Origin of the sequence: Indioceanicola profundi, from assembly GCF_003568845.1 — a bacterium.
GTDB classification, from domain to species: domain Bacteria; phylum Pseudomonadota; class Alphaproteobacteria; order Azospirillales; family Azospirillaceae; genus Indioceanicola; species Indioceanicola profundi.
In genome coordinates this window covers 150,163-169,858 of record NZ_CP030129.1, presented here as the reverse complement: position 1 = coordinate 169,858, position 19,696 = coordinate 150,163, and the positions used below count along the sequence as shown (strand labels likewise).

At 59.5% G+C, this 19,696-nt stretch carries 15 protein-coding genes and 1 pseudogene; 14 read left to right on the top strand and 2 right to left on the bottom strand.

Annotated features, from left to right (window positions below; genetic code table 11):
• Positions 1-247 precede the first annotated feature (247 nt).
• From DOL89_RS24110 to DOL89_RS24095, 4 genes are all read left to right on the top strand, one after another.
• Positions 248-1,225: an AAA family ATPase gene (locus DOL89_RS24110; RefSeq protein ID WP_225890100.1), complete on the top strand. Its 978-nt coding sequence runs from the start codon at positions 248-250 to the stop codon at positions 1,223-1,225.
• Complete coding sequence (locus DOL89_RS24105) at positions 1,225-2,100, top strand: ParB/RepB/Spo0J family partition protein (RefSeq protein ID WP_119681904.1); 876 nt, start codon at positions 1,225-1,227, stop codon at positions 2,098-2,100. The genes DOL89_RS24110 and DOL89_RS24105 overlap by 1 nt, the downstream gene beginning before the upstream one ends.
• Before the next feature lie 579 nt (positions 2,101-2,679).
• Positions 2,680-3,015 (top strand): hypothetical protein, encoded by a 336-nt coding sequence (locus DOL89_RS24100; protein ID WP_162937869.1) that lies wholly within the window; start codon positions 2,680-2,682, stop codon positions 3,013-3,015.
• An 847-nt stretch (positions 3,016-3,862) separates the two neighbouring features.
• Positions 3,863-4,828, top strand: a complete 966-nt coding sequence (locus tag DOL89_RS24095) for a replication initiator protein A (protein ID WP_225890099.1) — start codon at positions 3,863-3,865, stop codon at positions 4,826-4,828.
• A 317-nt stretch (positions 4,829-5,145) separates the two neighbouring features.
• Here the strand turns inward: DOL89_RS24095 and DOL89_RS24090 are convergent.
• Positions 5,146-5,418 (bottom strand): annotated as a pseudogene (locus tag DOL89_RS24090) (IS110 family transposase); the annotation flags it as partial.
• A 193-nt stretch (positions 5,419-5,611) separates the two neighbouring features.
• On the opposite strand from DOL89_RS24090, the gene DOL89_RS24085 reads away from it, so the two are divergent.
• The 5 genes from DOL89_RS24085 to DOL89_RS24065 all read left to right on the top strand — a co-directional run bounded on the left by DOL89_RS24085 (position 5,612) and on the right by DOL89_RS24065 (position 12,356).
• Entirely contained in the window at positions 5,612-5,752 is a 141-nt protein-coding gene (locus DOL89_RS24085; RefSeq protein ID WP_119681902.1) for a DUF4102 domain-containing protein, read from the top strand.
• Between the two features lie 33 nt (positions 5,753-5,785).
• Positions 5,786-6,889 carry a hypothetical protein gene (locus DOL89_RS24080; protein ID WP_119681901.1) on the top strand — a complete coding sequence of 368 codons (1,104 nt, stop codon included), beginning with the start codon at positions 5,786-5,788 and terminating at the stop codon, positions 6,887-6,889.
• A 165-nt stretch (positions 6,890-7,054) separates the two neighbouring features.
• On the top strand, positions 7,055-9,100 hold the full coding sequence (locus DOL89_RS24075; RefSeq protein ID WP_119681900.1) for an ATP-dependent nuclease: 2,046 nt from the start codon (positions 7,055-7,057) through the stop codon (positions 9,098-9,100).
• Complete coding sequence (locus tag DOL89_RS24070) at positions 9,097-10,833, top strand: UvrD-helicase domain-containing protein (protein WP_119681899.1); 1,737 nt, start codon at positions 9,097-9,099, stop codon at positions 10,831-10,833. Before DOL89_RS24075 ends, DOL89_RS24070 begins: the two co-directional genes overlap by 4 nt.
• Positions 10,834-11,165: 332 nt before the next feature.
• Positions 11,166-12,356 carry a tyrosine-type recombinase/integrase gene (locus DOL89_RS24065; protein WP_119681898.1) on the top strand — a complete coding sequence of 397 codons (1,191 nt, stop codon included), beginning with the start codon at positions 11,166-11,168 and terminating at the stop codon, positions 12,354-12,356.
• A gap of 103 nt (positions 12,357-12,459) precedes the next feature.
• Here DOL89_RS24065 and DOL89_RS24060 read toward each other — a convergent pair whose 3' ends face one another.
• On the bottom strand, positions 12,460-13,341 hold the full coding sequence (locus tag DOL89_RS24060; protein ID WP_225890098.1) for a hypothetical protein: 882 nt from the start codon (positions 13,339-13,341) through the stop codon (positions 12,460-12,462).
• A gap of 315 nt (positions 13,342-13,656) precedes the next feature.
• Between DOL89_RS24060 and DOL89_RS24055 the strand changes: the two genes are divergently transcribed.
• The 5 genes from DOL89_RS24055 to DOL89_RS24035 all read left to right on the top strand — a co-directional run bounded on the left by DOL89_RS24055 (position 13,657) and on the right by DOL89_RS24035 (position 19,653).
• Positions 13,657-15,048 carry a hypothetical protein gene (locus tag DOL89_RS24055; RefSeq protein ID WP_119681897.1) on the top strand — a complete coding sequence of 464 codons (1,392 nt, stop codon included), beginning with the start codon at positions 13,657-13,659 and terminating at the stop codon, positions 15,046-15,048.
• Positions 15,049-15,215: 167 nt separating this feature from the next.
• The gene (locus tag DOL89_RS24050) at positions 15,216-15,770 is read left to right on the top strand and encodes a type IV toxin-antitoxin system AbiEi family antitoxin domain-containing protein (protein ID WP_263973611.1); all 555 of its coding nucleotides are present in this window, start codon (positions 15,216-15,218) and stop codon (positions 15,768-15,770) included.
• A complete protein-coding gene (locus DOL89_RS24045) occupies positions 15,760-16,671 on the top strand; it encodes a nucleotidyl transferase AbiEii/AbiGii toxin family protein (protein ID WP_119681895.1) in 912 nt (303 codons plus the stop codon). The genes DOL89_RS24050 and DOL89_RS24045 overlap by 11 nt, the downstream gene beginning before the upstream one ends.
• Positions 16,668-18,101 (top strand): toll/interleukin-1 receptor domain-containing protein, encoded by a 1,434-nt coding sequence (locus DOL89_RS24040; RefSeq protein WP_225890097.1) that lies wholly within the window; start codon positions 16,668-16,670, stop codon positions 18,099-18,101. Before DOL89_RS24045 ends, DOL89_RS24040 begins: the two co-directional genes overlap by 4 nt.
• Positions 18,091-19,653: an argonaute/piwi family protein gene (locus DOL89_RS24035; RefSeq protein WP_119681894.1), complete on the top strand. Its 1,563-nt coding sequence runs from the start codon at positions 18,091-18,093 to the stop codon at positions 19,651-19,653. The genes DOL89_RS24040 and DOL89_RS24035 overlap by 11 nt, the downstream gene beginning before the upstream one ends.
• The last annotated feature ends 43 nt before the right edge of the window (positions 19,654-19,696 follow it).

Genomic DNA, 19,696 nt, shown 5'->3' with positions numbered 1-19,696 from the left:
AAGGCTCGCCTATCAATGAAAGTAGGATTGGGCCTGTGCCGGTCGAGACGCACGAGGGCTAGCATCGGCATTCATCTACCGGCACCAACCTCACTATAAAAGCACAAGGTGCAACCGCCTATCGGATTTGAGCGAGCTGGGCGGAGCGCACACAGAATTGGTTTCGCAAAAGTAGACGCAACACCAAGTTGACAGTTCGTCAACTAGCATCCATAGTGACGACCTGCCGCAGCAACGGGGATTGCCGATGGACGGTGTTGAGCTGAAGAGAATCCGCGAAGCCCGCGGAAGCACGCAGCAGGAGTTTGCCGATTGGCTGAACGGGCGGATGAACCGGGCCTACGACAAGAGCCGGATCAGCCGTTGGGAATCCGGGAAAGAGGTCATTCCCCAGGATGTCGGAACGCTCCTTGCGCCACGGCGCCAGCGGGAGCAGGGGGCTCTCGTGGTTGCGGTTGCCAACCAGAAGGGCGGTGTTGGGAAGACAGCGACATCGGTGAACCTTGCCTACGCCCTTGCAAGCCGAGACTATCGCGTGCTCCTCATCGACTTCGACCCTCAGGGCAGCGCGACAGTCCACCTCGGCGTAGACCCGGTCGAGTGCGAAGAAGCCGGCCAGACGACGTACGAGGTCCTGGTGAAAGGGCTGGCTGCAACCACCGCCGTGCGTCCGGTGATGGAGGGCGCATTCGACCTGCTACCGGCTGCGGTCACGCTTGCGGCCGCCGAGCAGTTTCTCATCCAGGATGAGTTCGGAGTGTTCCGGCTGCGCGATGAGGTCCTGCCGACCTTGCGCGCAAACTATGACGTGATCCTGCTGGACTGCCCGCCGCAGCTCGGCCGTCTGACAATGAACGCGCTGATCGCTGCCGATCGCGTGCTGATCCCGGTCCAGACGGAGCGGCTTTCGCTGATGGGCTTTACGCAGCTGATGGAGAACATCACACGAGCACGGATGCGCAATCCCTCGCTGTCGGTGCTGGGCGTACTGCCTACAATGTTCACACAGCGCCAAGGGCAGGATCAGAGATCCTTGTCGAGCCTGAAGGAACTCTGCGGCGAGATACGCATGTTTACGCCGGTTCCGCGGGCAACCGCATTTGCCAACGCGGTCGAGTATGGGGTCCCGGTCCTTGCCGCCAGCGGCCTCAGCGACACGGTGACCACGCCCTTTGCAGAGATGGTGGAGGCAGTAGGGCAGGCGATTGCAGGGGAGGGGGTGTAATGGTCAGCTTCAAGAAGACAGCCGGCGCCAAGACGGCGGGGTCAGCCGGCGCCAATCCGGCACTCCGATCGCGCTCCAGCGTGGATGAGATGTTCGGCATCAAAGGTGTCGCGCGCCTGTTCCAGGCGAACCTCACCCACCTGCATCCCCGGCGCGATCAACCTCGCCGACATTTCGACGAGGCCGAAATGATGGAGCTGGCCGACAGCCTGAAATCAGTTGGCCAGATCCATCCTGTCATCGTCAGACCGCATCCGGACATATCAGGTCAGTGGGAGATAGTAGCCGGTGAGCGACGCTGGCGGGCCGCAAACATGGCCGGGTGGAGCGAGATACTGGCATTGGTGACAGAGGGGGACCCGGACGAGATTGCGCTTGTAGAAAATCTCCAGCGGGCCGATCTCAACCCCATCGAAGAGGCAGCTGGGATCGAGCGCCTTATCGACAAGCATGGGTGGACGCAGGAAGCGGCAGCCCAGTCGCTGAGCAAGCCGCGTGTCTGGGTAAACATGACCCTCAGGCTTCTGAGCCTGCCGGATGCGATCAAGCAGGAATGCGGCGCCTTTCACAAAGTCGTGCCCCGTAACACCCTCCTCGAGATTGCTCGGCTGGACGATGAGGAGGAGCAGATCCGTCTCTGGGCAAAGGCCAAAACCGGTCAGCTTACGGTTCGTGATGCGAAGGCTAGCCGGATTAAGCCCCAGGTCCAACAGGAGTCCCGCCCCCTGGAGCTCGTGACCTTTCTGCGGGGACTTGGACGGGTTGAGAAAAGCGTTGCCGGTGCGGTCAAGCATGGAACCGACCTGCGGCCAGAGGAGCGCAGACGGCTCGAGACCTTGAAGCAGCAGATCGACCAGATGCTTCAGCAGAGCTGAAAAGAGGTCTCTGGTATTGTGAAACGTTTTACATGCAGCGGGGCGGCTGGCTGGCCGCCCCTCAATTCTGTTCAAACTCGATTAGCTGTGGCCCCGACGCGCCTCCCTCGTCTATGTCCACCTTCAGCAATGGATTTGTCAGCGACGGCGCGCAACGCTCCGATGGAGCCTCGGGCAATGATCGTGCGGCAGATTTGCAGCAGCGTAGCATGGCTTGGGTCTAGGCCATATCCGGCTGTTCGCCTATACGGTTCGGGAGGCCCGAACAGCAGCATGCCGAGTTTCCCGATCCACTGAATCCGGTGGCCTCAAATGCGATGGCGGGCGCTGCTTCCGCAGAGGTGAATATCGATGCTGCCGGCCCCGATATGTTTTCTCTGCTTGTTGTTCTTGGGAACGTTTATGCGCAGCACGCTGCTCACCCAGCTTGCAGGGGCACTCCTGTGGGACTGATCGTTTGCGCCCGCGTCTCAGCCGACCAGGCGACCTCAGGCCCGCAGCCAGATGGGTTCAAAGCGGCTGGATGCACGACCAACGTCCGCATCCTGGATGCAGGCTGGGAAGCGCAATGTGCGCGTGATGTCGCGCATCAACCATTTTGCCCGTTCGCAGGTCGGCCTGCCGAAAGGCCCCGAGATCTTGGAGCGGCAGGGTGCTGAATTCCAGAATCTGACTGGTGCGGTCGGCGCCATCACCCCTCAGGGCGGAATCGCATTGCGGACCCTTCCGGCTCTCGCCGAGCCGGAGCGCGCTCATCCGGACCTGTACGACGCCGTTGTCGCTTCTGCCGGAGTCAAGGGCAGGGCAGGGGGCAATCCCGGCCTGGAGGCACGTGATCCAGCGGGGCCTGCCTCGGTGGTACGTAGCGAAGGGACGCGCCTCCAATGGTGTGCTGGAATGGTAACTGCCATTTGACGAAAGTGGGCGGGTTGAGAACGACTGGCGCTCCGGGGGGGCAGGTGGCTAAGCGTTTGAGAATGGATAGGAAGGAGCGCCTGTGGAAAGGGCATCGGAGATGGGATGCGCTGATTGGTGCGGGACAGCTTTGCAGACGTGAATTGTCTGAAGCTGGCCTGCAGCAAAGATCTGGGAGACAAGATGTTGGCCAGTATGGTGGCGGATTGGTGCAGCCATAAGCAACGCGCTCAGCAGTCCTGATCCGCGTGGTGCCGCTCCGTACCGCTGCTCGCGGCACAGCAGAAGCTCCTGTTAGGAAGTTAAACTGTTATCGGGTTATAACGTTACCGTCCCGAAAAACCCTGGAATAACAAAGTCCTGCTATAGCTTTCGGCGACCGTTCCGCCGAGTTTGGGTGACTCTCCAGACGAGGATCGGTGACTGAAGCGCCGAGCCAGCGCGACTGTTCCGCCGTGCCAACGCGACTGTTCCGACGACAGTCAGAATCAGGTGACCATTCCGACGAGCGGACGCCGGGCGCGAGATCGCTGGAAGGCGACCGTTCCGACGAGCCTAGGCGATCGTTCCGCCGGGCATGGTGACTGATTCGACGAGGATCTGGAGAAGGCGACTGATCCGCCGAGCCGAAGGCGACCGTTCCGACGAGCCAGCTTCGGATTTCAGCGATTCGGGGAGACCGAATGGTCAAGAATGCCTGTCAGGCGACCGTTCCAACGAGCCGTGGCGACCATTCCGACGAGGATTGCCGAGCCCGCGAGCCTCCTGTTTCGTCGGAACGGTCGCCTTTCCTCAGGTCGGTCTAGACACATCCAGGCAACTGGCTCAAAGCTGAGGGTGCCTGAGCGTGTTCAGCCAGTACCGGGACAGCGCCTCTCGTCGGAACGGTCACCTTTATGGGGGTGCAGAATTGACCAGCGTTACCGCCACGCAGCCAGCTCTGCCAGGGCTCGACTCTCCACTGATCGGTTCGGTGAAGAACGAGCGTTCCGTGATGGTCTACAACTTCTTCAGCCTGTCCAAGGAGCCAAAGACCGAGTTGGAGCCGTATGACGACGGTCAGGTCAGGATCGAAGTCAAAGGAACCAAGGCGGGCGTTGCCACGATTTACGACAAAGAGATTCTGATCTACGCGGCCTCGCTGCTGGTGGATAAGATGAATCGCGGCGAGGCGCTGAACCAAACGATCACCTTCACCGCACATGACTTCTTTCGTGTGGCGCGGGTCACCCCCGGTGGAAGCTCATATGATCGTATTTCAGGCGCGCTCGAGCGACTGCAAGGCACGCAGGTTCGCACGAACATCGAAACCGGCGGTGAAGGAACGGACGAGTTTTGGAGCTGGGCACAATCCGCGAAAGCCCAATATAGGAAGGATGCGCGTACAGGCGAGCGCGTCCTGCGGTCGGTTTCAATCACGCTTTGTGACTGGCTTTACCGCGCCATCCTGCACGACAACCGGATGCTCACGTACGATCCGCGCTACTTTGATCTCGGTGCGCTGGAGAAGCGGCTCTATGAGATGGCGCGAGCGCACTGCGGCCACCAGCCCGGGTTCAAGATCGGCCTCGACAAGCTTCGCAGACGCGTCGGCTCTGAAATGGAGTTGAAGGACTTCAAGGCGCGCATGGTGAAGATCGCCAGCCGCAAGAATCCCTTGCCGGAATACGGATTCAAACTGGTGGACCGGGCTGTCGAGCAAGGCCGCTCCAAGAGAGCCAATCTGAAGTCCATGCAGGTTATCTTCTGGCGGCTCGACCGCTGGCGGGAATACGATGCGGATAAATTCTGTGAGGCTGACGAGACGGAATAACCGTTTCAGAGGCTGCCCGGCGATTCTCCGCGCGTGCTCTTGTCCAGCTGCTACATCCCGGCCTCTTCATACCGAAGAAATGCTGCGACCAGTGCCGAAATTCGACTGACTTTTAATCGCAAGAAAATTTGCTGTGGCGAGAGCCACGCACATCAGGGCAAGGGTGGTGGACCTACAGGTTCGACTCTTCCGCCACGCAGCCCACGCGATATCGCGGTTGGTCACGGTTCCGACCAGCTTGTCCTCCCGCGTCCCGGCGACGGGACATCTCAGGGACAGGGCGAGCGCCCCGTCGACTTCCTTCTATGGCAGCCGCGTCACGCCGCCACCGCCTCCTTGCCCCAGCGGAACTCGCTGCCGTCAACCCACATCCGGTGCAGCACGGTTGCCAGCTTGCGGGCCAGGGCCACCTTGGCCCGCTTCACGCCCCGGCGCCGTGCCACCTCCGCCGCCCAGTGCTTCAGGGCGGAGAACCGGGTCGTCCGGCTCAGCAGCACGTTGGCCGCCTCATAAAGTGCTGTGCGCACCATGGCGTCGCCCGCCTTGCTCACCCCGCCCACAATGTCGGTCTCGCTTGACGGGTAGCGGCGGCTTTCAGGTTATGAGTTAGCTTCGGGGCGGGCGCCCTATTGCGCCGTATTGATCCGACCCGCCACAACCCGTTGCCCTGCCTTGCTTTCCGGAATGCGCGCCTGCGCCATACCACTCTCATAAGGGCTAGATTTCGCCATCTTCCGCTTCCATGGAGCTTCCACGACAAACACAGAAGCGGAAGCGCACCCCATGCCCAAACTGACCAAGCGCCTTGTCGATGCGGCGGAACCCCAGGCGACGGACTACTTCATCTGGGATACGGAAATCCCAGGCTTCGGAATGCGGGTGATGCGGACGGGAACAAGTCCTACGTGGTCCAGTACCGGATGAGCGGGCGCACCCGGCGGGTTCCCGCAAGCCTTTGTGGACGTTCTGGAAACCGCCAAGGCTGAGGCACAGAACAGCCGGGCGCCCGTGCTTATGGAGTGGCAGGGTGAGGATATGCATGTGGCAGAGAGCGGCGCCAAGGGTGGCTACGCGTACCGCTGCGACACGGGACACACCGGAGCCACATGGTTCTTCAGCCGGAACCAGATCGGCACGAATTGGAATATCCGCGTCTCTACCAAATCCAACGCTCTGGCAGCCATGGGGCTTGGGGGTGTGCGGGCGGAGATGCACCGCTTCCTGGAAGCCATTGGCGCTGAGGTGCGGGACGCTGCCATCTCCCGTGTGGACTACTGCCTGGACTTCCTGGCCGAGGACATGGAGGCCGCGACGGGAGAGCCCTTCAGGCTCGATCCCCACGCCTTCGTGATGCACTCCCATACCAGCCGCGCCGATCATATGGCCGATGCCGACAAGCAGCTCCATGGCGTGTCCGGGCGCTGCACGTCCGTCACCTGCGGCAAGCTGCCCGGACGGCAGATCATCGTCTATGAGAAGTCACGGGAGATACGGGCGAAGCAGAAGCCGGAATGGTGGAGCCATTGGAACATCGCGCGCACGCGCCAAGGGCTCTCACCCCTGACCGGCAAGGAACGGGTCTGGCGCGTAGAATTGCGGGCGGGCAAGGATCACCTGAAGGAACGCTGGGGCATTCGGACCTGGGCCGATCTGGACGACAAGCTGGGCGACATGTTCAATCGCGCCCTGGACAATATCCGGTACACCGAACCAAACCCGACCGATACGGAGCGGTTCCGCTGGCCCAATCATCCGCTGTGGAACGCGGTAACAGACACGATACGATACGACCTGGCGGAAATGACAACAGGCGCAGAACCGGGCGTCGTCAAGGACGTCAAGCGCACACACTTGCGCCAAAGAATGGAGGCTCAGATCAAAGGCCTTGTCGCAACCTATTCAATCACACACTCAATTCACCCCGATGCAGGAGAACTAGCGACCAAAGCCGCTTCTCTTGTGAGAAACTACATTAAAACAGAGTCGGCAAAATTTGCCACAAGCCGTGCCAAATCGGAGCGTAAGTATCGCTTTATTGGCCGACGCCCCGACGAGCTATGACAGCCACCAACCCCTCGGCAGCATCTCGCAGCCAACACTCCACCGTCTGACCGGCTAACACGCTTGCGCTAACCCTTTCGTTTTGGGAGACTGCTATCCCAAGGCTGCGAATGGCCTCACTCGCCATCCAACGTCTTCCAAATAGAAATAGGCGGAGTGGAAGATATGCTTCTAAAACGGGTACGCGTGAATAACTTCCGCCTACTTCAGAATATAGAATTGGTTCTCGAGCCTAAAACCACCGTAATCGTAGGGCGCAACAATAGTGGAAAAACGTCTTTAGCAGAGTTGATGAGGCGAATGTTTGGCTCTGACAGCCCCCGCTTTCAACTCGAAGATTTTTCGAGCTCTTGCTTCGACCAGTTTTGCGAATGCCTCGAGCTTACACTGGCCGGCAACGATGATGCTACCATTCGCCCTTCACTGCCGTTCATCCAACTCTGTGCTTATTTTCAGTATCCTGAAGACGATGCCCCCCTTGGAGCTCTCAGTGACTTTGTAGTCGACCTCGACGAAAGCTGTTCCGAAGTCTTGGTGGTGGTACGCTACGAACTAGAAGCTGGTAAGTCGCACGCCTTATTCGATGGATTCGCCGCTCCAATAGCATCCGCTGAGGACCGCAAAACTTTCTTCCGCGCATTGAAGGAACGTATACCAGCACTGTTTTCAGCATCCGTTTGGGCACAAGATCCAAATGATCCCGACAACCAGAAAACGATGCCGCAGAGCTCACTCAAATCTCTTATGAGAACTGGCTTCGTCAACGCCCAACGGGGGTTAGATGACAACACATCGAAAGAGTCAGACATTCTGGCAAAGATATTCGAAAATCTGTTTACTACAGCCTCTTCCCCAAATGCCGATCCAAGCGACCAGTCTGTCGCTGCAGCATTTGAGGCTGCGATCCGGGATATGGAAGCCACCATTGATTCCGACTTCAATAATAAGCTTAAAGAGCTGATGCCCACTCTGAAGTCTTTCGGCTATCCAGGTCTCGGCGGCACGGAGCTCCGCCTTGAAACGTTACTGGATGGAAAGCGCATACTCACAAACCATACCAAAATCAAATATGAAGACGTTATAGGCGTTTCGCTGCCAGAGTCCTATAATGGATTGGGGACCCGCAACCTGATTTTCATGCTGCTGCTGATAGTTAGCTTCTTCAAAGAATACAGAGCGGATGAATCCCCGCCAGGAGCTCATCTCATATTTATCGAGGAACCAGAGGCACACCTTCACCCTCAAATGCAAGAAGTATTCATCCGTAAGCTTGCCTCGATCTCCGATATGCTCAGTCAGTCCATTGGTAGCGCTCTAGGGTGGCCAGTCCAATTCGTGGTCTCGACTCATTCATCACACATAGCTAACCAAGCGGGGTTTGAATCTATAAGGTACTTCCTCTATGTAACAGAGACAGATGCGAAAGGAGTCCGTCATACGAAAGTGAAAGACTTGCGTCAGGGAATGAGCAGCATAGACCCTGCGCAACTGAAGTTTCTTCACCAATACATGACCCTTACTCGATGCGATCTTTTCTTTGCGGACAAGGCTATTCTTGTGGAAGGAACAAGCGAGCGCCTGCTGGTTCCAGTGATGCTGCGAAACCACGATCATCTTCTCCAAGGGCAGTACTACTCTCTCATGGAAGTAGGAGGCGCCTATGCTCATTTATTCTTCGATCTACTAGATTTTCTAGAGCTCCCTTCTCTGGTCATAACTGATATTGACTCAGTGGAGAAACCTGGGGGTTCCGCTTGTTCGGTGCACTTGGGAAAAGCAACGAGTAATGCTTGCCTGAAATCATGGTTTAGCGGCGAATCCCTATCGCCCGATATACTTCTTAGCAAGACGCAATTAGACAAGGTGATAGGAAATAGACGAATTGCTTACCAAGTTCCTGAGACGCCAAATGGACCGTGTGGTCGATCCTTCGAGGATGCATTCATTCTGGCGAACCCAGATCATTTTACAGTAGCCGGTAAAACGCGAGGCGATAAAGAAGACAACGCGCGCGGTCAGGCTGGGGCAGTCAAAAAGGCAGAATTTGCACTTCACTACGCTATCGAAGTCAGTGACTGGAAGACACCCACGTACATCGCAGAGGGCCTCCACTGGCTTGCGTCGATCGGCGTGCCTGTCCCTGATCCCAAGCTGGCTATGGTAACAAACGCGCTCGAAAACGCTGTGAACCTGGAGACAACCGACAAATGACGGTCAGACGGGAAGCAAGTCCAGCAGAACGTGCTAGCGAAGTGGCACTCCGGGAAGTGTTTGACTGCCTCGATTCTGGCCAGAGCTTCTTATTGGAGGCAGGTGCAGGAGCCGGGAAGACGTACACGCTACGGAAGGCGCTAAAGCATCTTCTTGATTCCAGGCGCCAGGCAATGACGCAGAATAGGCAGAAGATCGCCTGCATCACATTCACCAATGTTGCTAAAGATGAGATCGAGCGCCACGTAGACCATGACCCCCTCGTGCACTGCGACACGACACATGGATTTTGCTGGTCCTTAATCAGTAGCCATCAGAAAGAGCTTCGAAAGCTACTTCCCACGCTGAAGTATTGGCCAGAGAAAATCGCGGAGGCTGATGCGCCTATCACATCAGTTCATTATGATCTGGGATACCGTTCGATAAAAGAAGGCGTCGCTTCAATTCATCACGACGACGTTATCCCCCTCGCTGTTGATCTGCTGTCCAATGTGAAGTTCCGAAGCCTCTTATGTCATCGCTTTCCTGTAATTTTGATTGATGAATACCAGGACACTAATGCCCAGTTTGTTTCGGCTCTTAAACAGTGTTTCCTCGAGACTCCAGGGACCCTCCAACTCGCATTCTTTGGAGATAACTGGCAAAGCATTTACGGCGAGGGGTGTGGGAAAATCGAACATCAGAACCTCCGGGTGGTCGGTAAGCGGGCAAACTTCCGCTCAGTTCCGGCCGTCGTAAATTGCCTTAATCGAATGCGCCCTGATCTGATGCAGGAAGTAGCCGATCCCGACGCAGCTGGAAGTGTTTACGTCTATCATAGCAACGCCTGGGTTGGGACCAGACTCAAAGGTGGGCATTGGGCGGGAGATCTACCTGCTGACGCTGCTCAAAGCGCATTAAATTTCACACTCGACGATCTTACGACACGCGGTTGGGATTTGGCGCCGGACGTTACCAAGATCCTCATGCTTACGCACCGTGGGATTGCAGCAAGACAAGGCTATGGAAGCTTACCCGGCGTTTTTCAGTACAAGGAGTCGTTTACGAAGAAGGAAGATGAATTGGTCGCGTTCTTTGCGGATCAGCTTGAACCGGCCTGTAATTTTTTCATTCAACGTCGCTATGGTGCAATGTTTGAATGCCTTGGAGGCCGCTTTCCGGCTGTCAAAAGAATGAGTGATAAGCAGGCGTGGGCAACGGCGCTAGCAGCCTTGTTGGAGGTCCGGTCTAGTGGGACAGTCGGCGAAGTCATTGACCACCTTATCGCTACCGGGCGACCATCAATTCCGGAGAATATCCAGAAGAGGGAAACTCTGCGACGTCGGCTTTTGGAGGCGGGTGATGAGCTCCCGCGACCAATAGCGGAATTGGAGAAGCTTAGATCAGTTCCATATTCAGAAATGATTAGCTTGGCTCGTTACCTTGACGGTCACTCTCCGTTTGAGACAAAGCACGGAGTTAAGGGTGCCGAGTTCGAAAACGTGATTGTACTGCTTGGTCGCGGGTGGAACATCTATAACTTCAACGAAATGCTAGAGCTTTCGGCCAATCCGGGTTCCGTTCCGCCAGAGCGGCTAGACAGCTATGAGAAAAATCGCAATCTGTTCTACGTCGCGTGCTCTCGACCGAAAACGCGTCTTGCTCTGGTGTTCACTCAACTTCTCTCGGACAAAGCCCTTGGAGTAGTTCGGGACTGGTTTGGGAATGAAAGCATCTTGGAAATTGCGATCTAGGTAGCTCTTCTGGAAGTTTCTAGATGGCCTCTGCTTCCACCCCGCTTCCACGCAGCAAAAAGCCCTTAGCTCTGGGGAAAGCTAAGGGCTTGATAATGTTGGTTGCGGGGGCAGGATTTGAACCTGCGGCCTTCAGGTTATGAGTTTGCTCAGGGCCGCTTTCGCCATGTTTTCCGGTCATGCGACAGAGCCGCCATTTGCACTATAAATATATGGTTCTGTTGACGTATTCCGTGCACGAAGCTACGCTGCTCCACGAATGAGGACGCGACGGTTTCGCCCCGATTGATTCCGATTTGATTCCGGAATCTGCAGCGTTCACGAGGTGTTTCATGCCGAAGATCACGAAGCGTTCCGTGGACGCAGCAACCTCCACCGACAAGGAATTCTTCCTCTGGGACGACGAGTTGAAGGGCTTTGGACTTCGGGTCTATCCGTCCGGCCGAAAAATGTATCTCGCCCAGTTCCGGGCTGGCGGCCGACTACGCCGCGTCAATATCGGCCTGCATGGGGCCTTGACCCCGGACTTGGCCCGCACCGAGGCGATGAAACATCTCTCCGACGTTCGCTTGGGCGGTGACCCGGCGAAGGAGCGCGATAAACGCAAGACGTCGCCGACAATGAGGGAGTTCGGCCAGCGTTTCCTCGACGAGCATGTCGCCGTGCACTGCAAGGCATCAACCTACGGAGAATACAAGCGCTCGGTCGAACTGTTCATCGACCCCAAGCTGGGCTCCCATCGGATCATCGACATAACTCGTGCCGACGTTGTCGACCTGCATCAGTCCATGAAGGCCACGCCCTATCAGGCCAATCGCACGCTCGGCGTGCTTTCCGTCATGTTCTCCGTCGCCCACAGCTGGGGTGTCCGCACCGACGGCGTCAATCCCTGCTGGAAGGTGAAGCGCTTCAAGGAGGTCAAGCGGGAGCGCTATCTGACGCCTGATGAACTCGCCCGTCTCGGTCAGTTGCTGCGCGATTCTGAGAGCGAACCCGAGGCCGTCAACTGTATCCGCCTTCTACTTCTCACCGGTTGCCGGCTGGGCGAGATTCAAACCTTGAAGTGGGAGTATGTGGATTTCGGCGCGAGCGTGTTGCGTTTACCCGACTCCAAGACCGGTGCGAAGATCGTGCCGATCGGACGGGCGGCCATCGACGTGCTCAAAGCAATTCCGAAGCTGGAAGACAATCCCTATGTCATCACCGGTAGGGTCGAAGGGCAGTATCTGATGGACATGCAGAAGCCTTGGCGCCGCCTGCGGAAGCGCGCAGGCCTCGACGGCCTGCGTCTTCATGATCTGCGCCATTCCTTCGCGTCGGATGCGCTGCAGCTCGGTCAGGATCTGACGATGATCGGCAGACTTCTCGGCCACACGCAAATCCAGACCACGGCACGATACGCCCATCTCAAGACCGATCCGATCCGGGCGGCAGCCGACCAGGTGTCGGACGCAATAGCCATCGCCTTGTCCCGCCCGGCCCAGCCGAAACAGGCCGCCGGCGATGCAGATGCCGCCGCCTAGTCATTATTGGCTACTGGATGGAGGCTAGCTAGCAGCCGCAGTGCGACCACGGTTCTTGGCTTTCGCCCTGCCAAACAGCGCCTCGGTGCTTTTGCTCTTCGACTTACCCGCCACGGCCGGTTGCTCTCAGAACCATACGAATGAACGAGAACATGCGCCCGAAGAGATAGTCGACCTGATCGAGCGAGGTCAGCGGCTCCTGGGTGGTCTCGGAATGCCGGATGCGAAATCCGTTGCCGATTTTGGTCAGGGCAGCGGCCTCATCTGCCAGGACTCGCCGAAAATTCGACCCCGGGGCAGCGGCTCGGTCCAGCAACGCGTCGGCTTGCGCACGCTTATCGGCGCCGGGCTCGAGCGTCTTAAGACGCTCGAATGCGTCCCAGAGTTTTTCCAAGGCGTCCACACGATTCTCGGATTTGGGCAGCGCAATCCTCCGGCGTGCGATTTCGAGCAAACGGTCGGTTTCCGCATCCCCCGTCGTGAACTGCGTCCAACTGAGTGCGTCCGCCAACGGTTGCGGCAAGAGCCTCCGCTCTCGACCTTCGGCTGTTAGCTCATAGGCGACACCGTTACGAGCGAACAGAAGGTTCGCGTCTCCCACGAGGCGCGTCAATCCGGCTTCGCGATCCCAGCTGAGGTGGTGATGCCCGAAAAAGGAATGGTACGAACCTTCAATCGGTTGGCCAACTGCTGTCGCGCAAAACTCGAGGAGATCAAGGATGGCGGGGGTCTCGGGCAGTTCCGAATGTGAGACTGGCCACTCGACAAACGGCACTTCAGCCCGCAGCATCCGCGCGAACGCCTGACTGTCACAGCCAGAGGGACCGTACCCATCGGGGCATTGCTCGGGAAAGCGGTATCCGAAAGATCCATCCCCAAGCCGCGTATCGATCAGACTGTGGAGACCTCCCCACAACCGCTCATCGATCACATCAATTGTGCGGGGGCGTTCACCGTACTCGCGGTCCGTAAAGTATCGAGTCACGCTGCCCCTCCGAGCTACCATTTTCGCCCATCCCGGCCGCGGGACCGATCGCACCTTTGGCCTTCCCGGGCGGGTTCTTCCATTGCTGCACCTGCGCTTGTCTACGGACTTTTCCCCAAGCTATGGCGAGCCAATCCCGCTTGTGATAAAACCTCTGCACTTATATGCTTTAGGTAAGGAAATGTCACGCGCGTTGGTCGACTTCGCACTAGCGATTGCTGTTTGCGCCATCGTCAGCGAGCGCAGCCAATCACTCAAGCTGGCGCACGCTGGTCCTCCCGCAACAGCGAGGCGCCGGTATCGAGGCCCAGTCAGTTGACCGCCACCGACCATCCTCAAACCGTACCTCTTCCAAGACGCCGATTCGACGCTCTCGCCGGATACACACGTCAACCGTTCATCCTCCTCGTCGCGGAAGAGATCGAGTGGCACGCATCCTCGGACGAGCGCGTCCTCGGAGTCGTGACGCGGGATCGTATCGATCACGACTTCGGATGGGTCGCGCTCGGACGTGACGAGCAACAGCGGTTCCGGGCCGTCGCGGTCAATGCCTCGCTGCTAACCGCCCATGCCGCAAGCCAGCAGTTGCTTGAACGCATGGATGCTCTCGCTGCAGCGCCGGACACCGAATTCCATCAAGGCGATTCCGAGCGGGCACCCGTCGACTTCTTCACCCCCCTCGTCCCAGCCGAGCGTCTGCATCCAACCTTCAAGATACTGACATCGGAGGAACGCTATTCGCCGGCTCGCGACCTCATCGCGGCGATGATGCGGTTCCACGAAGATGCCGACGGGAATTTCATCGAGCAGTTCCAGACGACGGGCTTCGACCCGCGGCTGTGGGAGCTCTACCTCTTCGCCACCTTCAATGAGCTAGGCTACGCTCGAGACTCCGCAGTTGCAGTGCCAGACTTTGTCTTGACCGGCCTGCCTGGCCAGCTTGCGATCGAAGCGACCACCGCCAATCCTCCCGGTGGTGGTGCGCCGCCTCCTCCAAATCCAACCACGCCAGATGAATTCAAAGCCTATTTGCAGGATTACGTCCCAATAAAGATCGCGCGAGCGCTGACACGTAAGCTCAACAAGACATCGCCCTATTGGGACACAGAGGAATTGCGAGAGATTCCATTCCTTCTGGCAGTCCAAGATTTTCATGGGCTGGGATCCATGCGCATGATCGTTCCGGCAACCACCGAATATGTCTTTGGTGTTCGCCATAGCTTGGTGAACGGCAGGCGAAAAATCGAGCGCATCACCGAACATCGCTTCGGTCGTTCCGTGGAAGCCTCAGGCTTCTTCTTCCTACCCGGCGCCGAGAATATCAGCGCCGTCATTGTCAACCCGCAAGGGACCATCACGAAGTTCAATCGCATGGGCCACCTTGCCGGCTTCGGCAGCCGGCGCGTCCGCATGGTTCGCACTGGCATGCGACGCGGTGAACTCGACGATGACGGGCCGACGCCAAAGCCGTTCGCACATGCCGTCCACGCTCCCGACTATGACGAATCCTGGGTCGAAGGCATGGTCGTCCTCCACAATCCGAATGCACGCGTCCCGCTCGACCCCGCACTGATTCCGGGAGCCAATCACGAGCTCCTGCAAGTGGATGGCGGAATCATGTCGCTCCTGCCTGAATTCCACCCGTACTTCTCCCAGACCGCGATCGCCATCGAAGGCGAAGACGACATGCAAGCGCCCGCGGAGTAGTCCGCCACCCACGCCGCCCCGTTAGCGGCTCGAAACGGGTTTGGATTCCTACATATTTTGCGATAAGACCTCTGCACTTCCTTCTAAGAGCATAGGAAATGTCACCCCAACCGAGGACCCAACGTGATACGGCCCGCGACCTCTTCGGCGAAAAGGGGCTGGTCCGTATGCGCGATCTGCGCGAAGCAGGCATCGGATCCGAGACCGTTGCCCGCCTGGTTCGTGAAGGCGAGATCACGCGCGTGGCACGCGGACTTTACCAACTGGCCGACTCCATACCGGACGCCCGGCGCAGCTTCGCGGAGGCTTCCGCTCTCGTGCCCCGAGGAGTCATCTGCCTCACATCAGCGCTGCAGTTTCATGAGCTGACACTGCAGATGCCATCTGCGGTGTGGATTGCAATCGACCGCACCGGCTGGAAGCCCACCGTCGAATACCCGCCGATCCGTTTTGTCCGCTTCAGCAGCCGCGCACTCAAGGAGGGCGTGAAGCGACACCTGATCGATGGCATCGAGGTGCCGATCTTCGAACCCGCCAAGACGATCGTCGATTGCTTCCGGTATCGCAACAAGATCGGTCTCGACATCGCGCTGGAGGGGCTGCGCGAAGCGCTGCGAACAAAGCGGGCAACTCCAGACCAGCTCTGGGAATTCGCGCGCGCAGCCCGCGTCTGGTCGGTGATGCGCCCCTACGTCGAAGCGATGGTCGCCGATGGCGCGTGAGGTTCGCAATGTCGGTGCGTCGGTCCGTGCGCGGCTTCTCGATCGAGCCCGCACGGAGAAGACTGATTTTCAGATTCTCCTCACGCGCTACGCGCTCGAGCGGCTGCTGTACCGCCTCAGTGTCTCCGATCAGCGCGAGCGGTTTGTCCTGAAAGGGGCGATGCTCTTCGCCGCATGGCGGGACGATCCCTTCCGTCCCACCCGCGACCTCGATCTGCTGGGTCATGGCGATGCCGATCCCGCTGCGGTCGCCAAGAGCGTCCGGGCCATCTGCACTGTGGCGGTGCCTGATGATGGCGTCGTCTTCGACGTCGCCGGCATCGAAGCCGCCCCAATCCGCGACGAGGCCGAATATGCCGGCGTGCGTGTCAGGACCAGCGCCACCATCGCCGGCGCGCGCATGCCCATCCAGATCGATGTCGGGTTCGGCGATGCCATCACCCCCGACCCGGTTGAGATCGAGTACCCGGCGCTGCTCGAAGCGCCGCGCCCGGTTCTGCGCGCCTATCCGCCCGAGACGGTGGTCGCCGAAAAGCTGGAGGCGATCGTTTCGCTCGGCGTCGCCAACAGCCGGATGAAGGATTTCTACGACCTCTGGATGATCGCGCAGACGTTCACTTTCGAAGGCGCCGTCCTCGCGAATGCTGTCCAACAGACGTTCGACCGCCGCCGGACATCCTGGCCCGAACAAATGCCCTCCGGCCTCGGCGAGGCCTTTGCCGGCGAGCGGGATGCTCAGTGGCGTGCTTTTCTGACGCGCGATCGACTCGCGGCGGCGCCCGCTTCGCTCATTCAAGTGACCGAAGATCTGCGGGCATTCTTGCTGCCTGTGCTGGAACGGCAGCAGCTTGCATCGTGGTCGCCCGGCGGTCCCTGGACGCACACGGAGGCTGCCTCTTGAGTTCACAGTCTCCAAACACGGACGCGCACGCAAACGCTGAAACTCGCGAAGCCATCTTCATCAGTCACGCCGCGCCCGAGGACAACGCCTTCACGGTCTGGCTTGGCGCGAAGCTCGCCGCGATGGGCTACGAGGTCTGGGCCGATGTGCTCCGGCTCAAGGGCGGCGAGGACTGGCAACGCAAACTCGAAAACGCACTGCGCCGTCGCGCCTGCAAGGTGCTGCTCGTCTCCAATCCCCGTGCGGTCGAGAAGCAGGGCGTGCGCAATGAAATCCAGATCGCCACCGAGGTGGCCCGCAAGATCGGCGACGACGCCTTCATCATCCCGCTGCGCATGGAGCCCTTCGAGGCGCCCTTCCTCATCGCGCACGCGCAATACATCGACTTCACGCACGGCTGGGGGCGCGGACTGACGGAACTGTTGGAGACGCTCCGGGAGACCTATCGCGTCCCGCAAAACGCCGGCGACGGCAACGCAATCTGGCGCGAAATCCAGCTCATCCACGGCAAGACGCTCGTCCCGACACCGGAACGGCTGATCTCGAACTGGCTCCCGATCGATCAGCTGCCGAAAAAGATCCGCTATTACGAGTTCAAGGGCCAGGTACCGGATCGCCAGGCGCAATCCCGCATGTCCGAGGCGCCGTGGCCCCTTAAGCCTTTCCGCCGGGGGTTCCTCGCCTTCGCCCGCATCCACGATCTGCAAGACCATTTCGGACCGAACCTCCCCATCAAGCGAAAAGCGGAGCGGCTCGTTGCGGGCTTCCTGGATGACGGATGGTCCAAGCTCGGCATCGAACGGCGCGACGCCCGCAACCACTTCAGCGATATGGCGCGCCAGGCGTTCGAAAAGCTGTTCGCAGCGCGTGGTCTTCGGCCTTACGGGCTCTCGGGCGCCCAGACCGCCTGGTGGCCCCCCGTCGATGTCGCGCCCGCCACCAAGATTTCCTTCCGCTGGGGTGACATTGCGGGTCTGCGCCAGCTCCAGGGCGTGTCACTCAAGCGGCAAATGAACTGGCACTTCGGTGTCAGCGTCGCGGCGCGGTCGGCGCCGGTCCGCCACGTACGCGTCGTCAGCCGCCTCATCTTCACGGAAGACGGCCACAAACCGTTCGACGATCCTGCGAGGATGCACCGTCTGCGGCGTTCCTTCGCCAAGACCTGGCGGAACGCCCGCTGGCGCGACATGCTGCTCGCCTTCCTGCATTGGCTCGCCGAGGGCCGCGGCTCCCTTGCCGTGCCCGTCAGCTCCGAGGAGACGATCGTGCTCGGCCTGCCGCCGATTTCCTGGCGGGTTCCGATCAGCCTGCCGGTCGAAGACGAAATCCCCGAGCCCGACGACGACGATCCGAGCGACAACGACGAGCCGGACGAACCCGACGGCCCGCGCGACGACGACGGTCCGGAGGAGGCTGGCAATGACGTCTAGGCCACGCCTGTTCAAGCCTCGGACTCTCTATCTGGAAGAACCCCTGCTCGAGTTCCGCCACGGCCAGCGTCTCGTCTACCCCCGCGACGGCCTCTTTCTCTACGGTCCCATCGGCGAGACGAAACAATTGCCGGCAATCCGCTATGGCGTGATCGGCACGCCGGACGGCGTGCAACGCTTCAGAGCCTGGGCAACGACGATGGCCGGCTTCATCGACATCCCGCCGCCCGGCCCGCGATCGCGGGCGGTCGAACCCCAGCATGTGCCCTTCCCCGGCTTCGCCGAAACCTTTCACGCCGACTGGCCAATCGACCCGCCCTGCCTCATCGACGATCTAGACGCCGCGGAGATCGAGCGCGCACTTCTGATCGCCAACCGTCACGAGGCGATACGCAACACCGTCGACCTTTTCGTGTCCCGCCTCGTCGCGGAAAACAATCGCCTCGAGAGCGCGCCGCAATTCTGGTTCGTCGTCATCCCCGAGCGGGTCTATGAACTCGGTCGTCCACAATCGACCGTGAGACGCGACGATCGCGTGGCCGGGACGGTGACCATCTCGCAGCGCCGTGCCCGGCAACTGCAGACCCAGCCCACCCTGTTCGGCGACGACGAGCGGGAGGCCGAGGTCTATCAGTACGCGACCCATTTCCGCCGCCAGTTGAAGGCACGCCTCCTGAAGGAACGGATCGTCACGCAGATCGTCCGCGAGACCACCCTGGCGCCCGGCGATTTCCGCCGCGAGAGCGGAATGCCGGTTCGACGTGTCGAGGATCCGGCAACGATCGCCTGGAAGCTCGGAACCGGCGCCTACTACAAGGCGGGCGGCAAGCCCTGGCAGCTGGCCGATGTCCGACCGGGCGTCTGCTATGTCGGCCTGGTCTACAAACGCAGCGAACTGACGAGCGACAAGCGGCACGCCTGCTGCGCGGCGCAGATGTTCCTGTCTGACGGCGAAGGCGTGGTCTTCCGCGGTGCGCTCGGACCGTGGTTCCAGACGGACACGAAGCAATTCCACCTCGATCACGACGCCGCCAGGAACCTCATTCAGATGGTGGTCAGCGAGTACAGACGGCTGCATGACGGTCCCCCGTCCGAACTCTTCATCCACGCCAAATCCGCTTTCACCGACGATGAGTGGCGTGGCTTCGCCGCCGGTTGCGACGATGAAACGAATCTCGTCGGCGTGCAGATCGCCGACGCGCGCGACGACCTCAAGCTCTATCGCCCGGGCGAATATCCGGTCATCCGAGGCACGGCGCTCCAGATCGGCGAACGCCACGCCCTGCTCTGGACATCGGGCTATGTGCCGCGCCTCGACACCTATATGGGACCGGAAACGCCGAACCCGATCTCCGTGCGCGTCCTGCGTGGCGAATGCGGCTTGACGACCGTCCTGTCGGACGTGCTCGGCCTCACGAAGATCAACTTCAATTCCTGCCTGCACAACGATCGGCTACCGGTCACGATCCGGTTCGCCAATGCCGTGGGCGATGTCCTCATCTCCGCGCCGATCGACAGCGAACCGAAGCTACCCTTCAAGTTCTACATCTAGAACTGCTTGGGCTCGCAGGTGATGCCAGTAAAGAACTGAGAAC